The 20,968-nt window shown below is 73.1% G+C and carries 24 protein-coding genes; 8 read left to right on the top strand and 16 right to left on the bottom strand.

The features are described from left to right. Positions 1-45: 45 nt before the first annotated feature. From G6W55_RS21985 to G6W55_RS21975, 3 genes are all read right to left on the bottom strand, one after another. Positions 46-705, bottom strand: coding sequence for a hypothetical protein (locus tag G6W55_RS21985; protein ID WP_030783970.1), 660 nt, complete (start codon positions 703-705; stop codon positions 46-48). A gap of 136 nt (positions 706-841) precedes the next feature. Next, positions 842-1,282, bottom strand: coding sequence for a sec-independent translocase (locus G6W55_RS21980; protein ID WP_175522546.1), 441 nt, complete (start codon positions 1,280-1,282; stop codon positions 842-844). Between the two features lie 120 nt (positions 1,283-1,402). Beyond that, entirely contained in the window at positions 1,403-3,043 is a 1,641-nt protein-coding gene (locus G6W55_RS21975; RefSeq protein WP_254876371.1) for a S1C family serine protease, read from the bottom strand. 177 nt (positions 3,044-3,220) lie between these two features. Between G6W55_RS21975 and G6W55_RS38815 the strand changes: the two genes are divergently transcribed. Next, positions 3,221-3,706, top strand: a complete 486-nt coding sequence (locus tag G6W55_RS38815; RefSeq protein ID WP_254876370.1) for a hypothetical protein — start codon at positions 3,221-3,223, stop codon at positions 3,704-3,706. Positions 3,707-3,824: 118 nt separating this feature from the next. Here the strand turns inward: G6W55_RS38815 and G6W55_RS21970 are convergent, their stop codons facing one another. Then, complete coding sequence (locus G6W55_RS21970; protein WP_175522544.1) at positions 3,825-4,718, bottom strand: zf-HC2 domain-containing protein; 894 nt, start codon at positions 4,716-4,718, stop codon at positions 3,825-3,827. Beyond that, on the bottom strand, positions 4,715-5,428 hold the full coding sequence (sigE, locus tag G6W55_RS21965; protein ID WP_078634728.1) for an RNA polymerase sigma factor SigE: 714 nt from the start codon (positions 5,426-5,428) through the stop codon (positions 4,715-4,717). Before sigE ends, G6W55_RS21970 begins: the two co-directional genes overlap by 4 nt. 236 nt (positions 5,429-5,664) lie before the next feature. Here sigE and G6W55_RS21960 point away from each other — a divergent pair, with 236 nt between their 5' ends. Next, on the top strand, positions 5,665-6,363 hold the full coding sequence (locus tag G6W55_RS21960; RefSeq protein ID WP_078637090.1) for an O-methyltransferase: 699 nt from the start codon (positions 5,665-5,667) through the stop codon (positions 6,361-6,363). A gap of 135 nt (positions 6,364-6,498) precedes the next feature. On the opposite strand, the gene G6W55_RS21955 is transcribed toward G6W55_RS21960, so the two are convergent. Next, positions 6,499-6,666 carry a DUF3117 domain-containing protein gene (locus G6W55_RS21955; protein ID WP_003966491.1) on the bottom strand — a complete coding sequence of 56 codons (168 nt, stop codon included), beginning with the start codon at positions 6,664-6,666 and terminating at the stop codon, positions 6,499-6,501. Positions 6,667-7,044: 378 nt separating this feature from the next. Between G6W55_RS21955 and G6W55_RS21950 the strand changes: the two genes are divergently transcribed. Next, the gene (locus G6W55_RS21950; protein ID WP_175522543.1) at positions 7,045-7,836 is read left to right on the top strand and encodes an enoyl-CoA hydratase/isomerase family protein; all 792 of its coding nucleotides are present in this window, start codon (positions 7,045-7,047) and stop codon (positions 7,834-7,836) included. Positions 7,837-7,840: 4 nt separating this feature from the next. Here the strand turns inward: G6W55_RS21950 and G6W55_RS21945 are convergent, their stop codons facing one another. Together G6W55_RS21945 and G6W55_RS21940 are read right to left on the bottom strand one after the other, a co-directional pair. Beyond that, a complete protein-coding gene (locus tag G6W55_RS21945; protein WP_175522542.1) occupies positions 7,841-8,428 on the bottom strand; it encodes a DNA-3-methyladenine glycosylase I in 588 nt (195 codons plus the stop codon). Continuing rightward, a complete protein-coding gene (locus G6W55_RS21940) occupies positions 8,425-8,781 on the bottom strand; it encodes a DivIVA domain-containing protein (RefSeq protein WP_175522541.1) in 357 nt (118 codons plus the stop codon). Before G6W55_RS21940 ends, G6W55_RS21945 begins: the two co-directional genes overlap by 4 nt. A gap of 129 nt (positions 8,782-8,910) precedes the next feature. Here G6W55_RS21940 and folP point away from each other — a divergent pair, with 129 nt between their 5' ends. Next, entirely contained in the window at positions 8,911-9,771 is an 861-nt protein-coding gene (folP, locus tag G6W55_RS21935; protein ID WP_175522540.1) for a dihydropteroate synthase, read from the top strand. 13 nt (positions 9,772-9,784) lie between these two features. Here folP and G6W55_RS21930 read toward each other — a convergent pair whose 3' ends face one another. Both G6W55_RS21930 and dapE read right to left on the bottom strand, forming a co-directional pair. Further along, complete coding sequence (locus G6W55_RS21930) at positions 9,785-10,543, bottom strand: TIGR00730 family Rossman fold protein (RefSeq protein WP_175522539.1); 759 nt, start codon at positions 10,541-10,543, stop codon at positions 9,785-9,787. Between the two features lie 119 nt (positions 10,544-10,662). Then, positions 10,663-11,742: a succinyl-diaminopimelate desuccinylase gene (gene dapE, locus G6W55_RS21925; protein ID WP_175522538.1), complete on the bottom strand. Its 1,080-nt coding sequence runs from the start codon at positions 11,740-11,742 to the stop codon at positions 10,663-10,665. 95 nt (positions 11,743-11,837) lie between these two features. Here dapE and G6W55_RS21920 point away from each other — a divergent pair, with 95 nt between their 5' ends. Both G6W55_RS21920 and G6W55_RS21915 read left to right on the top strand, forming a co-directional pair. Further along, the gene (locus tag G6W55_RS21920) at positions 11,838-12,860 is read left to right on the top strand and encodes a heavy metal transporter (RefSeq protein WP_175522537.1); all 1,023 of its coding nucleotides are present in this window, start codon (positions 11,838-11,840) and stop codon (positions 12,858-12,860) included. Between the two features lie 336 nt (positions 12,861-13,196). After that, positions 13,197-13,661: an ATP-binding protein gene (locus tag G6W55_RS21915; protein WP_175522536.1), complete on the top strand. Its 465-nt coding sequence runs from the start codon at positions 13,197-13,199 to the stop codon at positions 13,659-13,661. Positions 13,662-13,778: 117 nt separating this feature from the next. Here the strand turns inward: G6W55_RS21915 and G6W55_RS21910 are convergent, their stop codons facing one another. Together G6W55_RS21910 and fdxA are read right to left on the bottom strand one after the other, a co-directional pair. Continuing rightward, entirely contained in the window at positions 13,779-14,882 is a 1,104-nt protein-coding gene (locus G6W55_RS21910; protein WP_175522535.1) for a bifunctional succinyldiaminopimelate transaminase/glutamate-prephenate aminotransferase, read from the bottom strand. A gap of 114 nt (positions 14,883-14,996) precedes the next feature. Continuing rightward, a complete protein-coding gene (gene fdxA, locus G6W55_RS21905; RefSeq protein ID WP_030783922.1) occupies positions 14,997-15,317 on the bottom strand; it encodes a ferredoxin in 321 nt (106 codons plus the stop codon). A gap of 141 nt (positions 15,318-15,458) precedes the next feature. Here fdxA and G6W55_RS21900 point away from each other — a divergent pair, with 141 nt between their 5' ends. Beyond that, positions 15,459-16,493: a GNAT family N-acetyltransferase gene (locus tag G6W55_RS21900; protein WP_175522587.1), complete on the top strand. Its 1,035-nt coding sequence runs from the start codon at positions 15,459-15,461 to the stop codon at positions 16,491-16,493. Beyond that, on the top strand, positions 16,490-17,335 hold the full coding sequence (locus tag G6W55_RS21895; protein ID WP_309243783.1) for a transglutaminase-like domain-containing protein: 846 nt from the start codon (positions 16,490-16,492) through the stop codon (positions 17,333-17,335). Before G6W55_RS21900 ends, G6W55_RS21895 begins: the two co-directional genes overlap by 4 nt. 20 nt (positions 17,336-17,355) lie before the next feature. Here the strand turns inward: G6W55_RS21895 and G6W55_RS21890 are convergent, their stop codons facing one another. Genes G6W55_RS21890 through G6W55_RS21875 form a run of 4 tightly spaced genes read right to left on the bottom strand, consistent with a single transcriptional unit; the run spans position 17,356 to position 20,898 of the window. After that, positions 17,356-17,973 carry a response regulator transcription factor gene (locus tag G6W55_RS21890; RefSeq protein WP_175522534.1) on the bottom strand — a complete coding sequence of 206 codons (618 nt, stop codon included), beginning with the start codon at positions 17,971-17,973 and terminating at the stop codon, positions 17,356-17,358. Further along, entirely contained in the window at positions 17,970-19,172 is a 1,203-nt protein-coding gene (locus G6W55_RS21885) for a sensor histidine kinase (RefSeq protein WP_175522586.1), read from the bottom strand. Before G6W55_RS21885 ends, G6W55_RS21890 begins: the two co-directional genes overlap by 4 nt. A 5-nt stretch (positions 19,173-19,177) precedes the next feature. After that, positions 19,178-19,918 (bottom strand): ABC transporter permease, encoded by a 741-nt coding sequence (locus tag G6W55_RS21880; RefSeq protein WP_175522533.1) that lies wholly within the window; start codon positions 19,916-19,918, stop codon positions 19,178-19,180. Next, positions 19,915-20,898: an ABC transporter ATP-binding protein gene (locus tag G6W55_RS21875; RefSeq protein ID WP_175522532.1), complete on the bottom strand. Its 984-nt coding sequence runs from the start codon at positions 20,896-20,898 to the stop codon at positions 19,915-19,917. The genes G6W55_RS21880 and G6W55_RS21875 overlap by 4 nt, the downstream gene beginning before the upstream one ends. Between the last annotated feature and the right edge of the window lie 70 nt (positions 20,899-20,968).

The raw sequence follows: 20,968 nt of genomic DNA, 5'->3' as shown, positions 1-20,968 counted from the left end.
CCACTTCTTCGGGGGCACCCTTCGTCGTGTCCGGGCGCGGGCGCGCTACGCGTACTCGGCGATGTCCTTGATCACGGAGAAGCCGAGGCCGTAGGCGCTCATCCCCCGTCCGTACGCCCCCAGGTGCACGCCCGCCTCGGTGGAGCCGGCCAGCACCCAGCCGAACTCGGACTCCCGGTAGTGGAACGGCGTCGGCACGCCGTCGACCGGCAGGGACAGCGTCGACCAGTCCGGCCCCGCCAGATCGTCGGCCAGCACCCACGCGGTCTCGGTCTGCTGGTCCAGCCAGTCGTCGCGCAGGCTGTGGTCCATCTGGCCCGGCCAGGTGAAGGACAGCAGCCCCACCCCCGCCAGCCAGGCCGCCGAGGAGACCGAGGTGGCCTCCATCACACCCGTGCCGTCGGCGCTGCGCCGCACCGGGTTGGCGGCGACGGTCACCACGACCGCGAACCGTCCGCGGTCCTCGCCCGCCGTCTCGTGCCGTACGGACGGCTCGTCGCCGTGCCCCACGGAACCGTGCTCCACCGCCCCGTCGGCGCCCGCGCCGACCTGCATCAGCCAGCGCCGCCCCGTGAACGCCTCGTCGAGGCCGTACCAGGGAAAGGGCGCCTCAAGGTAGCCGTCGACCGTACGCCGGGCGGAGGGGACCTGCTGTCCACCCTCCGCGGCCGGCGCCTGTTCGACAGCCCGACTCGTCGTCTCCATGTGCCCGGACGCCTCCTCGCTCTCGGCGGAGTGGTCCGGCCCGCCCCCCTTCGGGCGTACTCGTCCGCTCCGCACAACAACCAGGCAGCATAGCCACCCCGTCACGGACGGCGGTGAAGCCGCCCGGCGTCGTCGTTCAGGTGGCGTCCGCGTCGAACGGCGGACGGTCGTCCGTGGCCGGATTCTCGGGCTTCTTCGTCATGTCGATCCGGCCGCCGGCCGGCCCGCCCGCGGAACCGGCCGCGGACTCGCCGTCCCGGCTGTGGACGGCGTCGGTGACCTCGGCCATCTCCTTCTTCAGGTCGAAGCCGTTGCGGATCTCCTTGAGCCCCAGCTCGTCGTTGTCCAACTGCTTGCGGATGAACGTCTTGGGGTTGAGGTCCTCGAACTCGAAGTCCTTGAACTCCGGGCCGAGTTCCTGCCGGATGTCGTGCTTGGCGCTCTCGGAGAACTCGCGGATCTTCCGGACGGTGCGCATCACGTCCTGGATGACCTTGGGGAGCTTGTCCGGACCGAAGACGAGCACGGCCAGGACGACGATCGTCACCAGCTCGAGCGGTCCTATGTCATTGAACACCTGAAGCTCCTTGCGATGTCCGCGGGTCCTCGGCCCTCGGTCGGTCTCTTCCGTGGTCCGGGCCGGGTCCACGGTACCTGTCGCACCTGTCCGACCGGTACCGTGCCGCCCGCGTCGCGCTCAGTCGCCGTCGGCGGAGCCGAGGACCAGGGAGAGGGTGCGTTCCGCGCCGTCGCGCTCGACGGTCAGCTCCAGACGGTCGCCGGGGCGGTGCGCCCGGGTCTTGACGATCAGTTCGTCCCCGGAGTGGACGCGCTGTCCGTCGACCTCGGTGATCACGTCCCCCGGCTCGATGCCGGCCAGGTCGCCGGGGCCGCCCGGGGAGACCGGGGCGCCGCCGTCACCGCCCTTGGTGCCGACCCGGGCGCCGTCGCCGGTGTAGTCCATGTCGAGGGTGATGCCGATGACGGGGTGGGTCGCCCGGCCGGTGTTGATCAGCTCCTCGGCGACCCGCTTGCCCTGGTTGATCGGGATGGCGAAGCCGAGCCCTATGGACCCGACCTGGCCGTTCTCCGGGTCGGAGCCGTCGGTGGCGGAGCGGATGGCGGAGTTGATGCCGATGACGCGGCCGTGCGCGTCGAGCAGCGGGCCGCCGGAGTTGCCCGGGTTGATGGGCGCGTCGGTCTGGAGGGCGTCGACGTACGACACGTCGCTGCCGTCGCCGCTCTCGCCGCCGGCCGTGATGGGGCGTTCCTTGGCGCTGATGATGCCCGAGGTGACCGTGCCCTCCAGGTCGAAGGGGGCGCCGATGGCGACGACCGGGTCGCCGACCTGGACGCCGTCGGAGTTGCCCAGGGTGAGCGGTGCGAGGCCGCTGACCCCGCTGACCTTCACCACGGCGAGGTCGTATCCGCTGTCCCGGCCGACGACCTTGCCCTCGGCGGTCTGGCCTCCGTTGAAGACGACGGTGATCTCGCCGCCGTCGCCCGCGGGCTCGACGACGTGGTCGTTGGTGAGGATGTGGCCGCGGGTGTCGAGCACGAACCCGGTGCCGGTGCCGGACTCCTCGCTGCCGGACACATGCAGGGTGACGACGCTGGGCAGGGCCCGGGCGGCGATCCCGGCGACGCTGTCCGCGGCGCGTCCGGTGGGCTCGGCGGCGGCCTGGGGCAGCTCCACGTGCTCGAACCCGCCGTTGCGCTCCAGATGGGCCCCCACGAGCCCGCCCAGCACCCCGGAAACGAGCGCGAGCGCCAGCGCACCCCCGACGATCCCCTTACGCACCTTGCGCCGCCGCTGAGCCGCACTGGGCACGGCGGCCCCGGTCTGATGCAGGGCCCCGGCACCGGCGAGCGGAGTCGGGGACCAGGGGTCGTAGCGACGCCAGGGATCGGAGGCGGGCTCTCCCGGGGCGGGGTCGAGCGGCTGGCCGGCGGCGGCTTCAGTGGCGTTGGCCGGCCCGGGGGCGGATTGCAGGGACGGACCGGGGGCGGGCGCCGGGGCTGAGCCGGGCGCAGGGGCGGGGGCGGGTGCCGGACCGAGGTGGGACGGTGCGGCAGGCGGAGGGGTGAGGTGAGGCGAGGCGTCGGGTGCCTGGCCTAGGTGGGACGGGGCAGCGGGAGGCGGGGTGAGGTGGGGTGCGGTGGGTGCTTGGCCCAGGTGGGGCGAAGCGGCGGACGCCTGGCCGAGGTGGGGCGAGACGGCGGGCGGCGGGGTGAGGTGGCCGGGCGAGGCCACCGCCGGGTGCTGGACCGGCGGCGCGGGCGCCCAGGGGCCCGGCTCACCGTACGGAGGGGTGCTGTAGGCGTCGGGGTCGTGCAAGGGCTTGGGCCGCTCCGCGACGGGCGGCGGAGGCTCGGAGGGGGTCGCGCCGCCCGGAACCGCAGCGTCACGACCGTCGCTGTCGGCCGGAGGAGCCGCCGCGCCGTCTGGAGCCCCAGCGGCAAGGCAGTCGCCGTCGGCCGTAGGAGCCGCCCTGCCGCCCGGAGCCGCAGCGCCATGGCTGTCGCCGTCGGCGGGAAGTTCCGCCGCACCGGCGGAAGTTGCACGCGCGCCGGACTGCGCCCCGCCAACGCCGCCGTCGACAGGCAGAGCCGCCGCATCAACGGGAGCACCCCCGGTGGAAGCCGCAGGCAGCGCGCCGGGCTGCGGCTCACCACGGCCTCCACCGGCCGACGGAATCGCCGCACCGGCAGAAGCACCCCCGAGGGAAGCCGCATGCGTGCCGGACTGCGCCTCGCCCTCGTCACCGTCCGCGAGAGGGGCACCCGTGGCGGCCGCAGGCCCGGCGGACGGGGCCTCGTGCGTCTCCTCGGCCCCGGCGGGACCCGGAACCCGCCCGTCGGACGGAGTCGCGGGTATCGCGGTGCTCACCGGCCCGCTCAGCTCATAGTCGCCGTCGCCGTCGCCGGAGTCGGGGCCGGCGGCGGGTGGCTGTGGGCGGGCCAGTTCGAAGTCACCGTCACCGTCACTGTCGGCGGGTGACTCCGTCCGGTCCGAAGGGGTCTGTGGCCGAGGACGGCTCCACCACTTCGCCTTCGCGGGCTTCCCCTCGTCCATGCTCTCCCCACAGTCGGCGGTCCCTTCCTGGATTCAACCAGGTTCAGTGCCGACCGGCGCTGTGAGCCGAGGAGGAGGCGTCCGGCGCCCAGGTGATGAGGGAGACCGGCGGGGTCGCCGGGAGCGGACGTATCAACGGGGACATCGCGGCCGCGCCCGCCACCACGGGGGTGGTGAGCGTGTGCCCCGTGGCCGGGGTGGGCCCGCCGGGGAGCAGCGGGGCGGACACCGCGGTCGGGGCGGCCGGGCTGTCCCCGAGCAGCTTGCCGCCCTGGGCGAGCAGCGGCCCGGTGGTGCGGCGCCGCTGGCTGTCGGGGGTGGTGGCGGCGCCCGAGCCGGGCGAGCGGGCCGGGGTGACATTGCTGCCGTTGCCGGAGCCGCCACGGGCGTCGGTGGTGTCCGGGACGCCGGTGTACACCCCGCCGAGGGCGATCGCGGCCAGCGACACCGCGCCCGCGGCGACGAAGGCGAACCGCAGTCCTCGGGAGCGCTCCGCGTCGGGGCGGCCGACCGGATGGATACGGAAGCCGCGGTCGGAGGGCGCGAGGACGGATCCATGGCCGCCCGCGGGCACATAGCCGAACTCGAACGGCTCGTCCCCCCGCACGCCGAAGACTCCGCCGCTGCCACCGGCACCGCCGAAGGCTCCTCCGCCGAGGGGTGAGCCGCCGCTGTCGGCGTCGCCGCCGCCGGGGAGTCCCTGGAGGCGGGCGAGGAAGCTTTCGGAGGGGGCGGGCGGGGCCACTTCCGCGAAGACGTTCTTCAGCCGGCGCTGGGCGTCGACCTCGGACTTGCACTTCGCGCAGGTCGCCAGATGCGCCAGTACACGCTCGCGCGTGTCATGACCGAGCTCGCCGTCCACCAGGGCGGAGAGACGGTCTCCCAGGTGCTGTTCCGCGAGGAGGCCCTCTGCGGGGTTGCGTCGGGTCTCACTCACGCGGTCGCGCCCCCTCCTCCCAGAGCGGGAACACGGGCCGCGAAGGAGCGGCGCTTCTCCCGGGCCTCCGGCGAGCGGTGGGCGAGGGCCTTGCGGAGCTGCGACCGGCCGCGGTGGATCCGGGAGCGGACGGTGCCGAGCTTGACGCCGAGGGTCGCGGCGATCTCCTCGTAGGACAGCCCCTCGATGTCGCAGAGGACGACGGCGGCGCGGAACTCGGGCGCCAGGGTGTCGAGGGCCTGCTGGACGTCCGCGTCGAAGTGGGCGTCGTTGAAGATCTGCTGCGGGGAGGGCTCCTTGCCGGCCAGCCGCTCGGCCGCGTCGTCCCCGAGGGAGTCGAAGCGGATGCGCTGCTTGCGGCGGACCATGTCCAGGAAGAGGTTGGTGGTGATGCGGTGCAGCCAGCCCTCGAAGGTGCCCGGCGTGTACGTCGACAGGGAGCGGAAGACCCGGACGAAGACCTCTTGCGTGAGGTCCTCGGCGTCGTGCTGGTTGCCGGTGAGGCGGTAGGCGAGCCGGTAGACCCGGCCGCTGTGCATGCTGACGATCTCCTCCCACGTGGGCGGAGTCCACGCCTGCCCGTCCGCGTCGGTGGAGAAGGTCGCGGTCTGGGCGGGGCCGGAGGTGAAACCTGCGGCCTGGCTGTGGTCAGCAGCGGTGTCGTTCACGGATTTCGGCCTGCCTGCCGAACCGAGAAAGCGCCGCAGCACTCCTCCCCGATCCACGGGCGCGGCCGCACCTCCCCTGTCGGCTCTGGTGGTGTCCAGTGGAGCCCCTACCATAGCCACCTCGCCCGTTAGCTCCGGATAAGCGGTTTTACGAGAATTTGATCGGCGCTGATCCGGCTCGTACGGCTCCGTCAGCACGTGCTGGGACCGTCGTCCCTGGTCGTGATCCAACTGTGTCCCCCCGGTCGTCGTTCCCACCCCTACAAACGCCCGGTCCCATCTGCGGGTTCCCGGCGGCAGCGGATACAGTCACGCCGAGGCAACCACGGGGACAGGAGAGGCTCATTACCGGCAACCGGCAGGCAAGCTGGGCGTTCGCAGACGCCTATGCCGCCGAGGACGAGGCGCTGCGCTGGGCCCGTGACCGGGCCCGCGAGGCAGGGCTGCGCTCGGTGTCGCCCAGCACGGGCGCCGCGCTGCGGTTGCTCGCCGCCACCGTGGACGCGAAAGCGGTCGCGGAGATCGGGACCGGCACCGGTGTCTCCGGGATCCATCTGCTGCACGGCATGCGCCCGGACGGCGTCCTGACCACCGTCGATCCGGAGCCCGAGCACCAGCAGTCGGCCCGGCAGGCGTTCCGCGCGTGCGGTTTCGCCAGCAACCGGGCCCGTTTCATCCCCGGCCGGGCGCTGGACGTCCTGCCGCGGCTCGCGGACGCCGGATACGACCTCGTCTTCTGCGACGGGGACCGGCTGGAGTTCCTGGACTACCTCGCTGAATCGTTGCGCCTGCTGCGGCCTGGCGGTCTGGTGGTCTTCGAGGGCGTCTTCGCCAACGGCCGCACCGTCGACTCGGGGCCGCAGCCGACCGAGGTCACCAGGATCCGGGAGCTGCTGCGGGCGGTGCGCGAGAGCCAGGAGCTGGTGCCGTCGCTGCTGCCGGTGGGCGACGGCCTGCTGTGCGCGGTCAAGCGCTGAGCGACCCGCTGGGACGGGGAGCGGCCCGCCGGACGGCGGGCGCTGGGCCGTCCGGGGGAGGCGGGTGCGGCACAGCAGTCGCCCCGGCACCCAAGAGGATGCCGGGGCGACTGAAGGGGTATGGTCGCTTCCGCGTCAGCCGACGACCTTCTTGAGGGCGTCGCCGAGCGCGTCGGCCTCGTCCGGGGTCAGCTCGACGACAAGCCGACCGCCGCCTTCGAGCGGAACGCGCATGACGATGCCCCGCCCCTCCTTGGTCACCTCGAGCGGGCCGTCGCCCGTCCGCGGCTTCATGGCCGCCATGCTCGTTCCCCTTCCTGAAACCAGCTCACGTCACAGCCGACGGCCCCTGGGAGGGCACGCGCTGTCCAGCGTGGGACACGCGACACCGGCATCGAACACATTGCTTCCCAGCCATTATCCCGCATCTCAGGACCCGATGACCAACATCGGTCGGCATCGCTTGGACAACGCGCGCGAGCAAAACCACTCAATTCGGGGATGTGACTGCGATACTGCGCCGCCGCGCGGACATCGGGCCGCCGGAATCGAGTCCGAATTGTTTGACGCAGGTCACACGTCGGGTCCGGTCCTCGGACAACGATCTCCGCCATGCTTTCCTCGTAACCCGGACGTACCGACGAGTAGTACGCCCGAGCCGCGACACGGAGGGGATACACCATGGCCGACACCGTGCTCTACGAGGTGAGCGACGGGCTCGCGACCATCACCCTGAACCGCCCGGAGGCGATGAACGCGCTGAACGTGGCGACCAAGGTCGCCCTGCGGGACGTGGCGCGCGCGGCGGCGGAGGACGACGCCGTACGGGCCGTGCTGCTGACCGCCGCCGGGGACCGGGCGTTCTGCGTGGGCCAGGACCTCAAGGAGCACATCGGGCTGCTGGCCGAGGGCTCGGGGCAGGTCATGAGCACCGTCAAGGAGCACTACAACCCGATCGTGCGGGCGCTGACCGAGGCGCCGAAGCCGGTGGTGGCCGCGGTGAACGGCGTCGCCGCGGGCGCCGGTTTCGGGTTCGCGCTCGCCGCGGACTACCGGGTCGTGGCCGACACGGCGTCCTTCAACACGTCGTTCGCGGGGGTCGCGCTCACCGCGGACTCCGGGATCTCCTGGACGCTGCCCCGGGTGATCGGCCCCGGGCGCGCCGCCGACCTGCTGCTCTTCCCGCGCACGATCAAGGCGCCGGAGGCGTACGAGCTGGGCATCGCCAACCGCGTGGTGCCGGCCGCCTCGCTGCACACGGCCGCCGAGCAGGTGGCGCGGATGCTGGCCTCGGGTCCGACCGTGGCGTACGCCGCGATCAAGGAGTCGATGGCGTACGGGTTCTCCCACTCGCTGGCGGAGACGCTGGACAAGGAGGACGAGCTCCAGACGCGCGCGGGCGCCTCGGAGGACCACACGATCGCGGTGCGGGCGTTCGTGAACAAGGAGGAGCCGCGCTACCTGGGCCGGTGAGGTCCTAGGCGGCGCTTCTGCTCACACAGCCCGTCAGGTGGTCGTTGACCAGGCCGCATGCCTGCATCAGCGCGTAGGCCGTCGTCGGCCCGACGAACCGCAGGCCCTTCTTCTTGAGGGCCTTCGACAGGGCCGTCGACTCGGCGGTGACGGCGGGCACGTCGGCGAGGGTGCGCGGGACCGGGCGGCCGGCCGGGTCCGGGGCGTGGGACCAGATCAGTTCGTCCAGCTCGCCCGGGGCCCAGCCGGCGAGCGCCCGCGCGTTGGCGAGGGTGGCGTCGATCTTGGCGCGGTTGCGGATGATGCCGGCGTCGGCCAGGAGGCGCTCGCGGTCCGTGTCGGTGAAGGCGGCGACGGAGGCGATGTCGAAGCCGGCGAAGGCGGCGCGGAAGCCGGGGCGGCGGCGCAGGATGGTGATCCAGGACAGGCCCGACTGGAACGCCTCCAGGCTGAGCCGTTCGAACAGGGCGTCGTCGCCGTGGACCGGGCGGCCCCACTCCTCGTCGTGGTAGGTCACGTAGTCCGGGGTGGACAGCGCCCAGGGGCAGCGGGCGGCGCCGTCCGGTCCGGCGAGGGCGGTGCCGTCGCTCACGGCTGGTCCTCCTGGTCCGGCTTCTCGAAGGAGACCTGCGGTCCGGCAGCGCGGGCACCGGTCAGGGCGGACTCCAGGTCGGCGATGCGGGCGTCCCGTTCGGAGAGTTCGGCGGCGAGGCGGTTGAGGGCGTCGTCCACGTCGGCCATGCGGTAGCCGCGGGCGGCGAGCGGGAAGCGCAGCCGGTCGATGTCGGCGCGGTCGAGCGGGCGGTCCGGGGGCAGCGGGTCGTGCAGCCGCTGGGGCTCCGCGTCGGGCAGCGGTCCGGTGCCCTCGCCGCCGCCCACCACGGCGAGTGTCACCGCGGCGACCACCACGGCGAGCGCGATGACCAGGAACAGGAACATAACCATCGGTGGGGCCCCCACGCTCGGTGTCGAACTGTGTGTGGGTCCGATCGTGCCATGACGGTCGGACAGTTAGGGTCGCAGGCGGTGGTTGGGTGGGGACGTACCAGGATGTTCGAGGAAAGGTCACAGGCGATGCTCAGGCTGGGCAGGCGGGAATTCGGGGCGCACGAGCCGGTGATCATGGCGATCGTGAACCGGACCCCGGACTCGTTCTACGACCAGGGCGCCACCTTCCGGGACGAGCCGGCGCTGGCCCGGGTGGAGCAGGCGGTGGCGGAGGGCGCCGCGATCATCGACATCGGCGGGGTGAAGGCCGGTCCCGGTGACGAGGTGAGCGCCGAGGAGGAGGCGCGGCGCACGGTCGGTTTCGTGGCCGAGGTGCGGCGGCGTTTCCCCGAGGTGGTGATCAGCGTGGACACCTGGCGGGCCGAGGTCGGCGAGGCGGTGTGCGAGGCGGGCGCGGATCTGCTGAACGACGCGTGGGGCGGCGTCGATCCGGGGCTCGCGGAGGTCGCCGCGCGGTACGGGGTGGGGCTGGTGTGCACGCACGCGGGTGGCGCGGAGCCCCGGACGCGTCCGCACCGGGTGACGTACGACGACGTCGTGGCCGACATCCTGCGGGTGACGGTGGGGCTCGCGGAGCGGGCGGTGGCGCTGGGGGTGCCGAGGGAGTCGGTGCTGATCGATCCGGGGCACGACTTCGGCAAGAACACCCGGCACAGCCTGGAGGCGACGCGGCGGCTGGGCGAGATGGTGGAGACGGGGTGGCCGGTGCTGGTGTCCCTGTCGAACAAGGACTTCGTCGGGGAGACGCTGGACCGGCCGGTGAAGGAGCGGGTGCTCGGCACCCTGGCCACCACGGCGGTGTCGGCGTGGCTGGGGGCCCAGGTGTACCGGGTGCACGAGGTGGCGGAGACCCGGCAGGTGCTCGACATGGTCGCGTCGATCGCGGGCCACCGGCCCCCGGCGGTGGCCCGCCGGGGACTCGCGTAGCCCGCGACGCCGTCTAGCGGCCGGCTTCCTTCGAGACGAGGGCGACGGCCTCTTCCACGTCGTCCGTGACGTGGAAGAGCAGGAGGTCCTTCTCGGCCGCCTTGCCCTGGGCCACCAGGGTGTTGCGGAGCCAGTCGACGAGGCCGCCCCAGTACTCGGTGCCGAAGAGCACGATGGGGAAGCGGGTGACCTTCTGGGTCTGGACGAGCGTGAGGGCCTCGAAGAGTTCGTCGAGGGTGCCGAGCCCGCCGGGCAGCACCACGAACCCTTGAGCGTATTTGACGAACATCATCTTTCTGACGAAGAAGTACCGGAAGTTCAGGCCGATGTCGACGTAGGGGTTCAGCCCCTGCTCGAAGGGCAGTTCGATGCCCAGGCCGACCGAGGTGCCGCCCGCCTCGCAGGCGCCCTTGTTGGCCGCCTCCATCGCGCCCGGACCGCCACCGGTGATGACCGCCCAGCCCGCCTCGACCAGGCCGCTGCCCAGCCGCACGCCCGCCTCGTACTCCGGGGAGCCGGCCGGGGTCCGGGCGGAGCCGAACACACTGATCGCCGGGGGGAGTTCGGCGAGGGTGCCGAAGCCTTCGATGAACTCCGACTGGATGCGCAGGACCCGCCAGGGGTCGGTGTGCACCCAGTCGGAGGGGCCGCCGGCGTCCAGCAGCCGCTGGTCGGTGGTGCTCGCCGTGACCTGACTGCGCCGTCGGAGAACCGGGCCCAGGCGCTGTTCCTCCGGTGGCTGCTTCTTGCCCTCGGGGTTGCCGGTAGCCATGTGGACTCCCTCCGCTTGCGGTTGTTCGGACCTCAGCGTAGATCTACGCGGGTTACGGAGGGGGGACGTCGGTGTGACCGGTGCGCAGAGCCCGGGTCCGGGACCGGCCCCGGACCGGCTCAGGCGGTGAGCCAGGCCCGCAGCCGCTCCTCGCCGGCGAGGATCTTCGCGGTGTCGACGCGCTCGTCCCGCTTGTGCGCCAGGTGCGGGTTGCCGGGACCGTAGTTGACGGCCGGGACGCCCAGCGCGGAGAACCGGCTGACGTCCGTCCAGCCGAACTTGGGCTGCGGGGTGCCGCCCACCGCCTCGATGAAGGCGGCCGCGGCCGGGTGGGAGAGACCGGGCAGGGCGCCGCCGCTGTGGTCGTCCACCACGAACTCCTCCACCCCGCAGCCGTCGAAGACCTCCCGCACATGGGCGAGCGCCTCCTCCTCGCTGCGGTCGGGGGCGTAGCGGAAGTTGACGGTGACCACGCACTCGTCGGGGATGACGTTGCCGGCGACGCCGCCGCGGATGCCGACCGCGTTGAGGCCCTCGCGGTACTCCAGGCCGTCGATCACCGGGTTGCGCGGCCGGTAGGCGGCCAGCCGGGCCAGGATCGGCGCCGCCGCGTGGATCGCGTTCGAGCCCATCCAGCTCCGCGCCGAGTGGGCCCGCTCGCCCGAGGTGCGCAGCAGCACCCTGAGCGTGCCCTGGCAGCCGCCCTCGACCTGCCCGTCGGAGGGTTCGAGCAGCACCGCGAAGTCGCCCTCCAGCCACTCCGGGTGCGCCTCGGCGACGTGCTTGAGGCCGTTGAGGTCGGCGGTGACCTCTTCGTTGTCGTAGAAGATGAAGGTCAGGTCGCGGTTGGGGGCGGGGACGGTCGCGGCGATGCGGAGCTGGACCGCCACGCCGGACTTCATGTCGCAGGTGCCGCAGCCCCACAGGACGCCGTCCTCGTCGAGGCGCGAGGGGACGTTGTCCGCGATCGGGACGGTGTCGATGTGGCCGGCGAGGATCACGCGCTGCGGCAGGCCCAGCCCGGTGCGGGCGATCACGTTGTTGCCGTAGCGGTGCACCGTGAGGTGGGGCAGCGCGCGCAGGGCGGTCTCGATCGCGTCCGCCAGAGGCTTCTCGGTGCCGCTCTCCGAGGGGAGGTCGACGAGCTGGGCGGTGAGCGCCGCGGCGTCCAGAGTCAGGTCAAGCGGGGTGTCGGCCATGGCCTCGACCCTAACGCGCCATACGTCCCGGCTCGCTCGCCCCTCCGTCGCACACGCGTCCCCCATGTCCGCCTACCGTCCAGTACCTTGTACGCGTGCCAGAGCCGACCTCCTCCTCCAAGCGCCGTGGCCGTCTGCTGCGTTCCGCGGCGGCCTGTGTGGTCCTGTCCGCGGTCGCCGGTTATGTGGTGGTCCAGTACGTCACCGGGGGCTCGGGCGCTCCCGGGTGCCGGGTCGTCCCCGCGAAGGCCGGCGGGACGGCGTACGAGTTCACCCCGGAGCAGGCGGTCAACGCCGCCACCATCACGGCCGTCGGCACCAACCGGGGCATGCCCGAGCGGGCCGTGACGATCGCGCTGGCCACCGCGCTCCAGGAGTCGGGGCTGCGCAACCTCGACCACGGCGACCGGGACTCCCTCGGGCTCTTCCAGCAGCGGCCCTCGCAGGGCTGGGGCACGCCGAAGCAGGTCACGGACCCGGCGTACGCGGCGGACATCTTCTACCGGCACCTCGCCAAGGTGCCCGACTACACCGAACTTCCGCTGACCGTCGCCGCCCAGCGGGTGCAGCGCAGCGGCTACCCGGAGGCGTACGCCAAGCACGAGCCGGACGCGACGCTGCTGGCGGCCGCGCTCACCGGTTCCTCGGCGGCCACGCTGACCTGCGAGGGCACCCCGCGGACCACGGCGAGCACCGGCCCGGACGGGGTGCGCGCGGCGCTGCTGCGGGACTTCGGGCGGGACGCGCTGCGCGAGGCGGGCGCCGAGGTCTCCGACGACAAGGCGTCCTCGACGACCGAGGACGGCGAGGGAAGCAGTGCGGACGCGCCGCGCGCGGTGACCGACGGGCGCACGGTGATCCTGCCCGTCACCGAGGACACCGCGGCCGCCGGACGCGACGTCCGCGAGCGCGGCTGGCAGCTCGCGCACTGGGCGGTGGCCAACGCCTCGGCGCTGCGGATCCAGAAGGTGACCTACGCGGGCCAGGAGTGGAAGGCGGGCCACACCGACAGCCGGTGGCGTCCGGTCACCTCGGGCGGCACGGAGGCCGCGGGCACCGGCGGGGCCGCGGGCGCGGGCGACGACACCGGAAGTGTGCGGATCGTCACCGCACGGTAGAGCGGTGACGCGGTGGTACGGACACCGGTGCGGGGGTTCACTCCGGCGGGTGGTGCCCCGTGGTCCGGACGGCGGTGTGCTCAGGTTTTCGCGCCGTCACCCTCGATCGTGGCGGATCCCTTGCGGACAAAGGACTCCGCGGGTTTGACGGACTTTCATATCGGGCGGTTTTTGCCCGTTTTTATCCACAGCCGATAATGCGACGCATTGCCAACTCTTTACGTCGGCCGTGCGCAACCTTCGTGGGCTTCGAGCGGTAGTCACTGCGTCCGGGCCCGGACAGACAGTTTTCGCTCTGTGTTCTCCGAACCTGTTCTCTCCCGTCGAAGGAGCATCATGTCCCTCCCCCTGACCCGCCGGATCGCCCGTGCCGCGCTGCTTGTCGCTGCGGGAGCGGCCGCCGGGGTCGGTGCGGCCGGCTCCGCCAACGCGGCCCCCGCCGCCCTGCCCGCCGCCCCGGACCTCGGCGGGCTGACCGCCCTGGACGCGGCGAACGTCGGCACCGCGCTCGACGGTGCGACGCACACCGCGACCGGGCTCGCGGACGTAGCCGGCGGCAAGGCGGTCAAGCAGGTGGCGCCGGCGGCGAAGAAGCCCGGCGGCAAGGCGGCGAAGAAGCCCGCCGCACCGGCCAAGAAGGCCGGGAAGACTGCCGGGAAGACGGCCGGCAAGTCCGGCAAGGCCGCCGGCGCCGCGGGCCTGCTCGGTGACGCCGCCAAGACGGTCACGAAGGGCGGGCTGCCGACGCAGGGCCTCACCCAGGGCGGCCTGCCGGGCGCGGGCACGCTGCCGATCGGCTGACACCGCGAACGGCTGACGTCACGGTCGGCCGACGCCGCGCCGAAGCCGTGACGGACGGGGTCCGGGGTCGTCCCCCCGGGCCCCGTCGTGCGTACGAGGGCTGGGCGCCCGGCGCCGCTACGGAGCGGCGAGCCGCTCCACAGCCGCCCTGACACGCTCGTCCGTCGCCGTGAGGGCCACGCGGACGAACTGCTCGCCCGCCGTGCCGTAGAAGTCGCCGGGCGCCACCAGGATGCCGCGGTCGGCGAGACGGGCGACCGTGGCCCAGCAGGACTCCCCCCGGGTCGCCCACAGGTAGAGGCTGGCCTCGCTGTGCTCGATACGGAAGCCGTGGCCGAGCAGCGCCTCGCGCAGCAGGGTGCGGCGGGCGGCGTACCGCGCGCGCTGCTCCTGGACGTGCGTGTCGTCGCCGAGGGCCGCCACCACCGCCGCCTGGGTGGGCGCCGAGGTCATCATGCCGCCGTGCTTGCGGATCTCGAGGAGCGGGCCGAGGACCGCCGGGTCACCGGCCAGGAAGGCCGCGCGGTAGCCCGCCAGGTTGGAGCGCTTGGACAGCGAGTGCACCGCGACGACACCGTCGTACGAGCCGCCGTTGACGTCGGGGTGCAGGACCGAGACCGGGTCGGCCTCCCAGCCCAGCTCCAGATAGCACTCGTCGGAGACGACCAGGACGCCGTGCTCCCGGGCCCAGGCGACGATCCTCGTCAGCTCGGCCTTCGGCAGCACCCGGCCGGTCGGGTTGGACGGGGAGTTCAGCCAGAGCAGCTTCAGGCCCTCGGGGTCCAGCTCGGTGGGGTCGTCGTAGACCTCGTGGTCCGCGCGGGCCAGCCGGGCGCCGACCTCGTACGTCGGATAGGCCAGCCGCGGGTACGCCACCCGGTCGCCGGGGCCCAGGCCGAGCTGGGTCGGGAGCCAGGCGACGAGTTCCTTGGAGCCGACGATCGGCAGCACATGGCGGTGGGTGACCTCGCGGGCGCCGAGCCTGCGCTCCAGCCAGCCGGTGATCGCGTCGCGCAGGGCCGGGGTGCCCCAGACCGTGGGGTAGCCGGGCGAGTCCGCCGCGTCGATCAACGCCTTCTGGATCAGCTCGGGGACCGGGTCGACCGGGGTGCCGACGGAGAGGTCGACGATGCCGTCCGGGTGCGCCGCGGCCGTCTTCTTGTACGGCTCCAGCTTGTCCCAAGGGAAGGCGGGGAGGCGGTCGGAGACTACGGAGGACACGGTGATGCTCGCTCTCTCAGGTACGGGAAACGCCTCGGTCCCGTACGGCGGCGATCGAGGCGATCAGGCCGTACGGGACCGAGGCGGCACGATGTGCGGGCCGCTGGTCGCGGACTACTCGGCCTGGGGCGGCAGCGCGGCGACGAAGGGGTGGTCGCGCTCGATCACGCCCAGCTTGCTGGCGCCGCCCGGAGAACCGAGCTCGTCGAAGAACTCGACGTTCGCCTTGTAGTAGTCCTTCCACTCCTCCGGCACGTCGTCCTCGTAGAAGATGGCCTCGACCGGGCAGACCGGTTCACAGGCGCCGCAGTCGACGCATTCGTCCGGGTGGATGTACAAGGACCGGGAGCCCTCGTAGATGCAGTCGACCGGGCACTCCTCGATGCACGCCTTGTCCTTCACGTCTACACAAGGCTGCGCGATGACGTAGGTCACGCTGTCGTTCCTCCTCGATAGGGCGCTGGCGGGCCTTTCCTAGGCTCCGCCGCCTGGCGCGCGGGAGCGCGGCGTCGTCGATGCCCGCACCTAGTATCTCCGTTCTTGGGCATGATCCGAACAGGAGGGGTGAACCGACCTGTGGAAATCTCGGCCGCAGGACGCCTCGAGGTCCGTATCACCGCCGCTGACGTGGGCAAACGTGTCTCCGTGCGGCGTTTGACCGACCCGGGTGTCACCGAGGGGAAATTCACCGACACGGTGGGTGTTCTCACATCATGGGACGACGGTGTGCTGGTGATCACACGGAAGAGCGGGGACAGCGTCCGGATTGACGCGTCCTCGCTGGTCGCGGGGAAGGTCGTGCCGCCCGCGCCGGCCCGCCGCCGGGGGCCCGCCGCGTCGTTCGAGGAGCTGTCCCGGATCGCGGCGCGGGCCTGGCGGCCGGTGGAGAGCGAGCGGCTCGGCGACTGGGAGCTGCGGGCCGCCTCCGGGTTCACCCGGCGGGCCAACTCCGTCCTGCCGATCGGCGACCCGGGGCTCCCGCTGGACGCGGCCCTGGACGCCGTACGGCGCTGGTACGCGGCGCGGGGGCTGCCCGCGTACGCGCAGACCGCGACCGGCGCCGAGGGGACGCTGGAGCTGCTCTGCGGGGAGCTGGAGCGGCGCGGCTGGGTGCGCGAGGTGACCGCGGAGCTGTGGATCGGGGCGCTGGCGCCGCTCGCGGACACTGCCGCGCCGGACGCGGACGCATCGGTCTCGTCGGCCCCGCCGGTCGTGCTGGCGCGTTCGGCGGACGAGGCGTGGCTGTCCCGGTATCAGCGCAAGGGGGTGAGCGAGGTGGCCCTCGAGGTGCTGGGCAGCGGGCCGTCGGTGTGGTTCGCGACCGTGCCCGGCGCGTCCGGCGAGGCGCCCGCCGCGATCGGGCGGTGTGTGGTGGACGGGCGGTGGGCCGGGTTCGCCGCGGTCGAGGTCGACCCGGCACAGCGACGGCGCGGGCTCGCGACGACCGTGATGGCCGCGCTGGCCCGGCGGGCGCTGGACGAGGGCGCGTCGGCCGCCTGGCTCCAGGTCGAGGCGGACAACGCGGGGGCGCGGGCGCTGTACGGGCGTCTGGGCCTGGCGGCGCACCACGCGTACCACCACTACCGGGAGCCGCGGGAGGCTTCCTCGTGAGCGAGCCCGTGGACGGCTTCGAGGACGGTGAGGTGCGCCGGCTGTTCGCCGAGGAGGCACGGGCCGAGCGGCCCGATCTCGCCGTGCTGTGCCTGCTGATCGGCGCGGAGGCCGACCCGGGGCTGGGTCCGGCCGGGCTCGACGCCGCGCAGGCGGAACTGGACCGGCTGGCCGGGGAGATGCCGTACCGGCCGGGCGGCCCGCACGACTGGGCGGTGGCGCTGCGCGATCTGCTGGGCGGGCGGTACGGCTTCGGCGGCGCCCCCGCGGACTACCAGCGGCTGGACTCCTCGCTGCTGCACCGGGTGCTGGTACGGCGGCGGGGGCTGCCGATCCTGCTGTCGGTGGTGTGGGTGGAGGTCGCCCGGCGGGCCGGGGCCCCGGTGTACGGGGTCGCCCTGCCGGGGCACTTCGTGGTCGGGCTCGGGCCCGCGGACGGGCAGGTGCTGGTGGATCCGTTCGACGGGGGCCGGGTGCTGGGCGAGGGCGAGGCGGGCGAGCTGGTCGCCGGGGCGACGGGGGCGGTGCTGGAGCCGTCGATGCTGGAGCCCGCGGAGCCGCTGGAGGTGGTGATCCGGATCCTCAACAACATCCGCTCCTGGGCCGCCGCCCGCCCGGAGCGCTCCGACGTCGCCCTGTGGGCGGTCGAGCTGTCCCTCCTGATCCCGCACCACCCGGCCCGTCTGCGTCACGAGAAGGGCCAACTCCTGGTCCGGCGCGGCGAATTCGTGGCGGGCGCCGCCGAACTGGAGGAGTACGCCGACCTGGTGGAGGTCGTCGACGAGCCCACCGCGGAACGGGTGCGGAACGAGGCCCGCGCGGCCCGCGCGATGCTGAACTGACGCCGCCGCGCAGGGTGTTGTCAGAGCCAGCCCTTCTCCCTCGCGGTGCGCACCGCTTCCGCCCGGTTGCGGACCGACAGTTTCTGGATGGCCGTGGAGAGGTAGTTGCGGACCGTGCCCTGGGAGAGGTGCAGGGTGTGGGCGAGTTCGGCGTTGGTGGAGCCGTCGGCCGCCGCCCGGAGGATCTCGCGCTCGCGGTCCGTCAGCGGGTTGGCGCCCTCGGCGAGGGCGGCCGCCGCGAGGGTGGGGTCGATGACGCGCTCCCCCGCCAGCACCTTGCGGACGGCCTCGGCGAGCTGGGCGGCGGGGGCGTCCTTGACGAGGAAGGCGTCGGCGCCCGCCTCCATGGCGCCGCGCAGATAGCCGGGGCGGCCGAAGGTGGTGAGCACGACGAGCTTGACGTGCGGCAGCTCCCGGTGGAGCTGGGCGGCAGCCTCGATGCCGGTGGCGCCCGGCATCTCGATGTCCAGGAGGGCCACGTCGACCCGGTGGGCGCGGGCGGCGGCGAGGACCTCGTCGCCGCGGGCCGCCTGGGCGACCACCTCGATGTCGTCCTCCAGGCCGAGCAGGGCGGCCAGCGCCTCGCGGACCATCGACTGGTCCTCGGCCAGCAGGACCTTGATCACGTCACCGGTCATGCCGGGGATCCTATGTCCGCGCCGCCGCCCGCCGGGACCCGGGCGACCAGCCGGAAGCCGTGCCTGGTCCGGCCCGCCTCCAGGGTGCCGCCGGTCTTCTCCAGCCGTTCGGTCAGACCGGTGAGGCCGTTGCCCGGGCCCGTGCCGGGGCCGCCGGAGCCGTCGTCCTCGACGGAGAGTTCCACGATCGGTCCGTCCAGGGTCTGGCGGCGGACCACGTCCACCGTGCAGCGGCCGGCGCCGCTGTGCCGTACGACGTTGGTGACCGCCTCGCGCAGCGCCCAGGCGAGGGCGGACTCGCTCTCCTCGGGGACCCCGTCGAGATCGGGTTCCGCGGGCACGTGGGCGGTGACACCGGCGGCGGCCAGGGCGACCTGGACGCCGGCGAGTTCGGCGGCCAGCCGGGGCCGCCGGTAGCCGGTGACGGCCTCCCGGACGTCCACCATGGCCTGTCTGCTGACCTGTTCGATGTCGGCGACCTGCCGGGCGGCCCGCTCGGGGTGCTCGGGCAGCATCCGGCCGGCCAGCTCGCTCTTGAGGGTGATCAGCGACAGGGAGTGGCCGAGCAGATCGTGCAGATCCCTGGCCAGCCGCAGCCGCTCCTCGTTCGCGGCGAGTTGGGCGACGGTGGCGCGGGCCTCGCGCAACGCGATGGTGGTGCGCACCAGTTGGCTGACGCCGGTCATCGCGAGGCCGATGAGCAGCACCAGCACCAGCAGGTCGGCCGCCTGCTCCACGCCGGTGCGCAGGCCGGTCAGCATCATCGTGGCGGCCGTCGCCGGGATCGCCCAGAACGCGGCGCGCGGCGGGAGCACCATCCCGCAGGCCACGGAGACGTAGCAGAACAGGCCGAGCCAGGGGGCGCCGAGGGTGAGGGAGAGGGCGACGGCGAGGGCGGCCATGGAGCCGATGAGCGTGGCGATGAGCCGCGGCGGGTAGGGCGCCTCGCCCATGTTCCGGAACAGCAGGGCGAGATAGACGCTGACGAACACCGCGAGGCCCAGTGAGCCGGCCGCGGTGCCCGCGGAGGTGTGGCGGCCGGAGACCAGGTCGTGGACCGGCGAGCTGAGGAAGACCAGCCAGACGCCGATCCACAGGGCCTTGCGCCGCCACAGCTCGCGGCGGGTGCGGGCGGTCCGGCCCAGCGGGACGGTCATCTCCCGCCGGACCGCCTCGGGCAGCAGGTCGTCGTCCGTCATGGCGCTCACGCCTTCAAGGTGTCCTTCCGGTACAGCCAGGCCGCGCCGCCCGTGAACAGGGCGAAGAAGACGGCGAGGACGACGATGTCCCGGGCGTGCGGGGCCTGGTTCCGTTCGATGGCCTGCCCCAGCGCAGCGTACGCGTGTGTGGGGACCCACTCGGCGATGTCCTGGAGCCAGGCGGGGAAGGTGGTCGTCGGCATCCACAGCCCGCCGAGGATCGACAGCCCGAAGTAGGTGATCATCGTGACCGGGCGGACCGCGTCCCCGCTGGTCAGATAGCCGAGGGCGACGCCCAGGGCGGCGAAGACCAGGCTGCCGGCCCAGATCGCGCCGGTGAGGGCGAGCCACTGCCAGGCGTCCAGGCGGACGTCCTTCACGGCGGCCGCGACGGCGAAGACGATCACGATCGACGGCAGGCTGACCACGGCCGCGCTCGCCGTCTTGGCCAGGACGTACCCGCGGCCCGGGAGCGTGGTCAGCCGGAGCTGTCTGACCCAGCCGCTCTCGCGTTCCTTGGCGATGCGCTCACTGTTGCCCATCAGGACGGCGGTCAGGGCCCCGAAGGAGGCCATGGAGACCATCATGTAGGTCGGCAGGGTGAGGCCGGTGCCGTCGACCTCGGTGGTGGCGTCGGCGCTGCCCGCGATCAGCAGGAACAGCACGGACGGGTAGATCACCGAGAAGAACAGGAACTTGCGGTTGCGCAGGGCGCGGACGAGTTCCAGCTTGATCAGGCCGTTCACTTGGTCTTCGCCTCCTCGGCGGTGGTGAGGGCGACGAACGCCTGCTCCAGGCCCAGCCCGGCGACCTCCAGATTGCGGGGGCGCAGGCCGAGGGCGTAGAGCGCGTGGACGGTGGTGTCGGCGTCGGCGGACTGGATGCGCACGGTGTGGCCGGACACGTCGAGGGCGGTGAGGGACGGCAGGGCGCGCAGGGCGGCCTCGTCGATCTCGCCGTCCAGGTCGAAGGCGATCCGGCGGGCCCCCGCCCTGGCCTTGATCTCGGCGGCGGTGCCGTCGGCGAGCAGCCGTCCCCGGTGCAGGACGAGCACCCGGTCGGCTATCGCGTCGGCCTCTTCCAGGTAGTGGGTGGCGAAGAGGACCGTACGGCCCTGGTCGGCCTGTTCGCGCATGGTGGCCCAGAACGCCTGGCGGGTGGTGACGTCCATTCCGGTGGTCGGTTCGTCCAGGACGATCAGGTCGCTGTCGCCCGCGGTGGCGAGGGCGAAGCGGACCCGCTGGGCCTGGCCGCCGGAGAGCTTGTCGGCCTTGCGGCCGGCGATCTGGGAGACCCCGGCCCGGGACATCACCTCGGAGGGCGGGTACGGCCGCGGGTGCAGTCCGCAGGCGAGCGTGACCAGTTCGGCGACGGTGACCTCGTCCATCAGCCCGCCGCTCTGGAGCATCGCGCCGACCCGGCCGGCGACGATCGCCTCGCGCGGGCCGGTGCCGAGGACGCGGACGGTGCCGCTGTCGGGCTGCCTGAGGCCGAGCAGCAGATCGAGGGTGGTGGACTTGCCGGCGCCGTTGGGGCCGAGCAGGGCCACGGTCTCACCGGGGTGCAGGGTGAGGGTGAGGCCGTCGACGGCGCGTACGTCGCCGTAGCTCTTGGTCACCTGGTCGCAGGTGACGGCCGGGGCGGTCGCCGGTGCCGTCCGCCGTGCTGTCCTCGGTGCGGTCGTCGGTGCGGTCGTCGGTGCGGTCGTCGGTGCGGTCGTCGTCATGACAGCAATCGTCGCCCGGCGGGAACGGCCGCGGCAGTGTCGGCTGTCCTCGGTGCCGCATGACAGATGT

The organism is Streptomyces sp. CAI-85 (assembly GCF_013363615.1).
Taxonomy (GTDB): Bacteria; Actinomycetota; Actinomycetes; order Streptomycetales; family Streptomycetaceae; genus Streptomyces; species Streptomyces antibioticus_B.
Note: the sequence above shows the minus strand (reverse complement) of the source record. Positions and strands in the feature narration are given on the sequence as shown.

Bases quoted from the DNA above. Each gene is read 5' to 3' on its own strand.
- G6W55_RS21985 (WP_030783970.1), bottom strand. From the start codon at position 705: ATGGAGACGACGAGTCGGGCTGTCGAACAGGCGCCGGCCGCGGAGGGT.
- G6W55_RS38815 (WP_254876370.1), top strand. From the start codon at position 3,221: ATGGCTGTCGCCGTCGGCGGGAAGTTCCGCCGCACCGGCGGAAGTTGC.
- G6W55_RS21955 (WP_003966491.1), bottom strand. From the start codon at position 6,666: ATGGCGGCCATGAAGCCGCGGACGGGCGACGGCCCGCTCGAGGTGACC.
- G6W55_RS21950 (WP_175522543.1), top strand. From the start codon at position 7,045: ATGGCCGACACCGTGCTCTACGAGGTGAGCGACGGGCTCGCGACCATC.
- G6W55_RS21940 (WP_175522541.1), bottom strand. From the start codon at position 8,781: ATGGTTATGTTCCTGTTCCTGGTCATCGCGCTCGCCGTGGTGGTCGCC.
- folP (WP_175522540.1), top strand. From the start codon at position 8,911: ATGCTCAGGCTGGGCAGGCGGGAATTCGGGGCGCACGAGCCGGTGATC.
- G6W55_RS21930 (WP_175522539.1), bottom strand. From the start codon at position 10,543: ATGGCTACCGGCAACCCCGAGGGCAAGAAGCAGCCACCGGAGGAACAG.
- dapE (WP_175522538.1), bottom strand. From the start codon at position 11,742: ATGGCCGACACCCCGCTTGACCTGACTCTGGACGCCGCGGCGCTCACC.
- G6W55_RS21915 (WP_175522536.1), top strand. From the start codon at position 13,197: ATGTCCCTCCCCCTGACCCGCCGGATCGCCCGTGCCGCGCTGCTTGTC.
- G6W55_RS21890 (WP_175522534.1), bottom strand. From the start codon at position 17,973: ATGACCGGTGACGTGATCAAGGTCCTGCTGGCCGAGGACCAGTCGATG.
- G6W55_RS21885 (WP_175522586.1), bottom strand. From the start codon at position 19,172: ATGACGGACGACGACCTGCTGCCCGAGGCGGTCCGGCGGGAGATGACC.
- G6W55_RS21875 (WP_175522532.1), bottom strand. From the start codon at position 20,898: ATGACGACGACCGCACCGACGACCGCACCGACGACCGCACCGACGACC.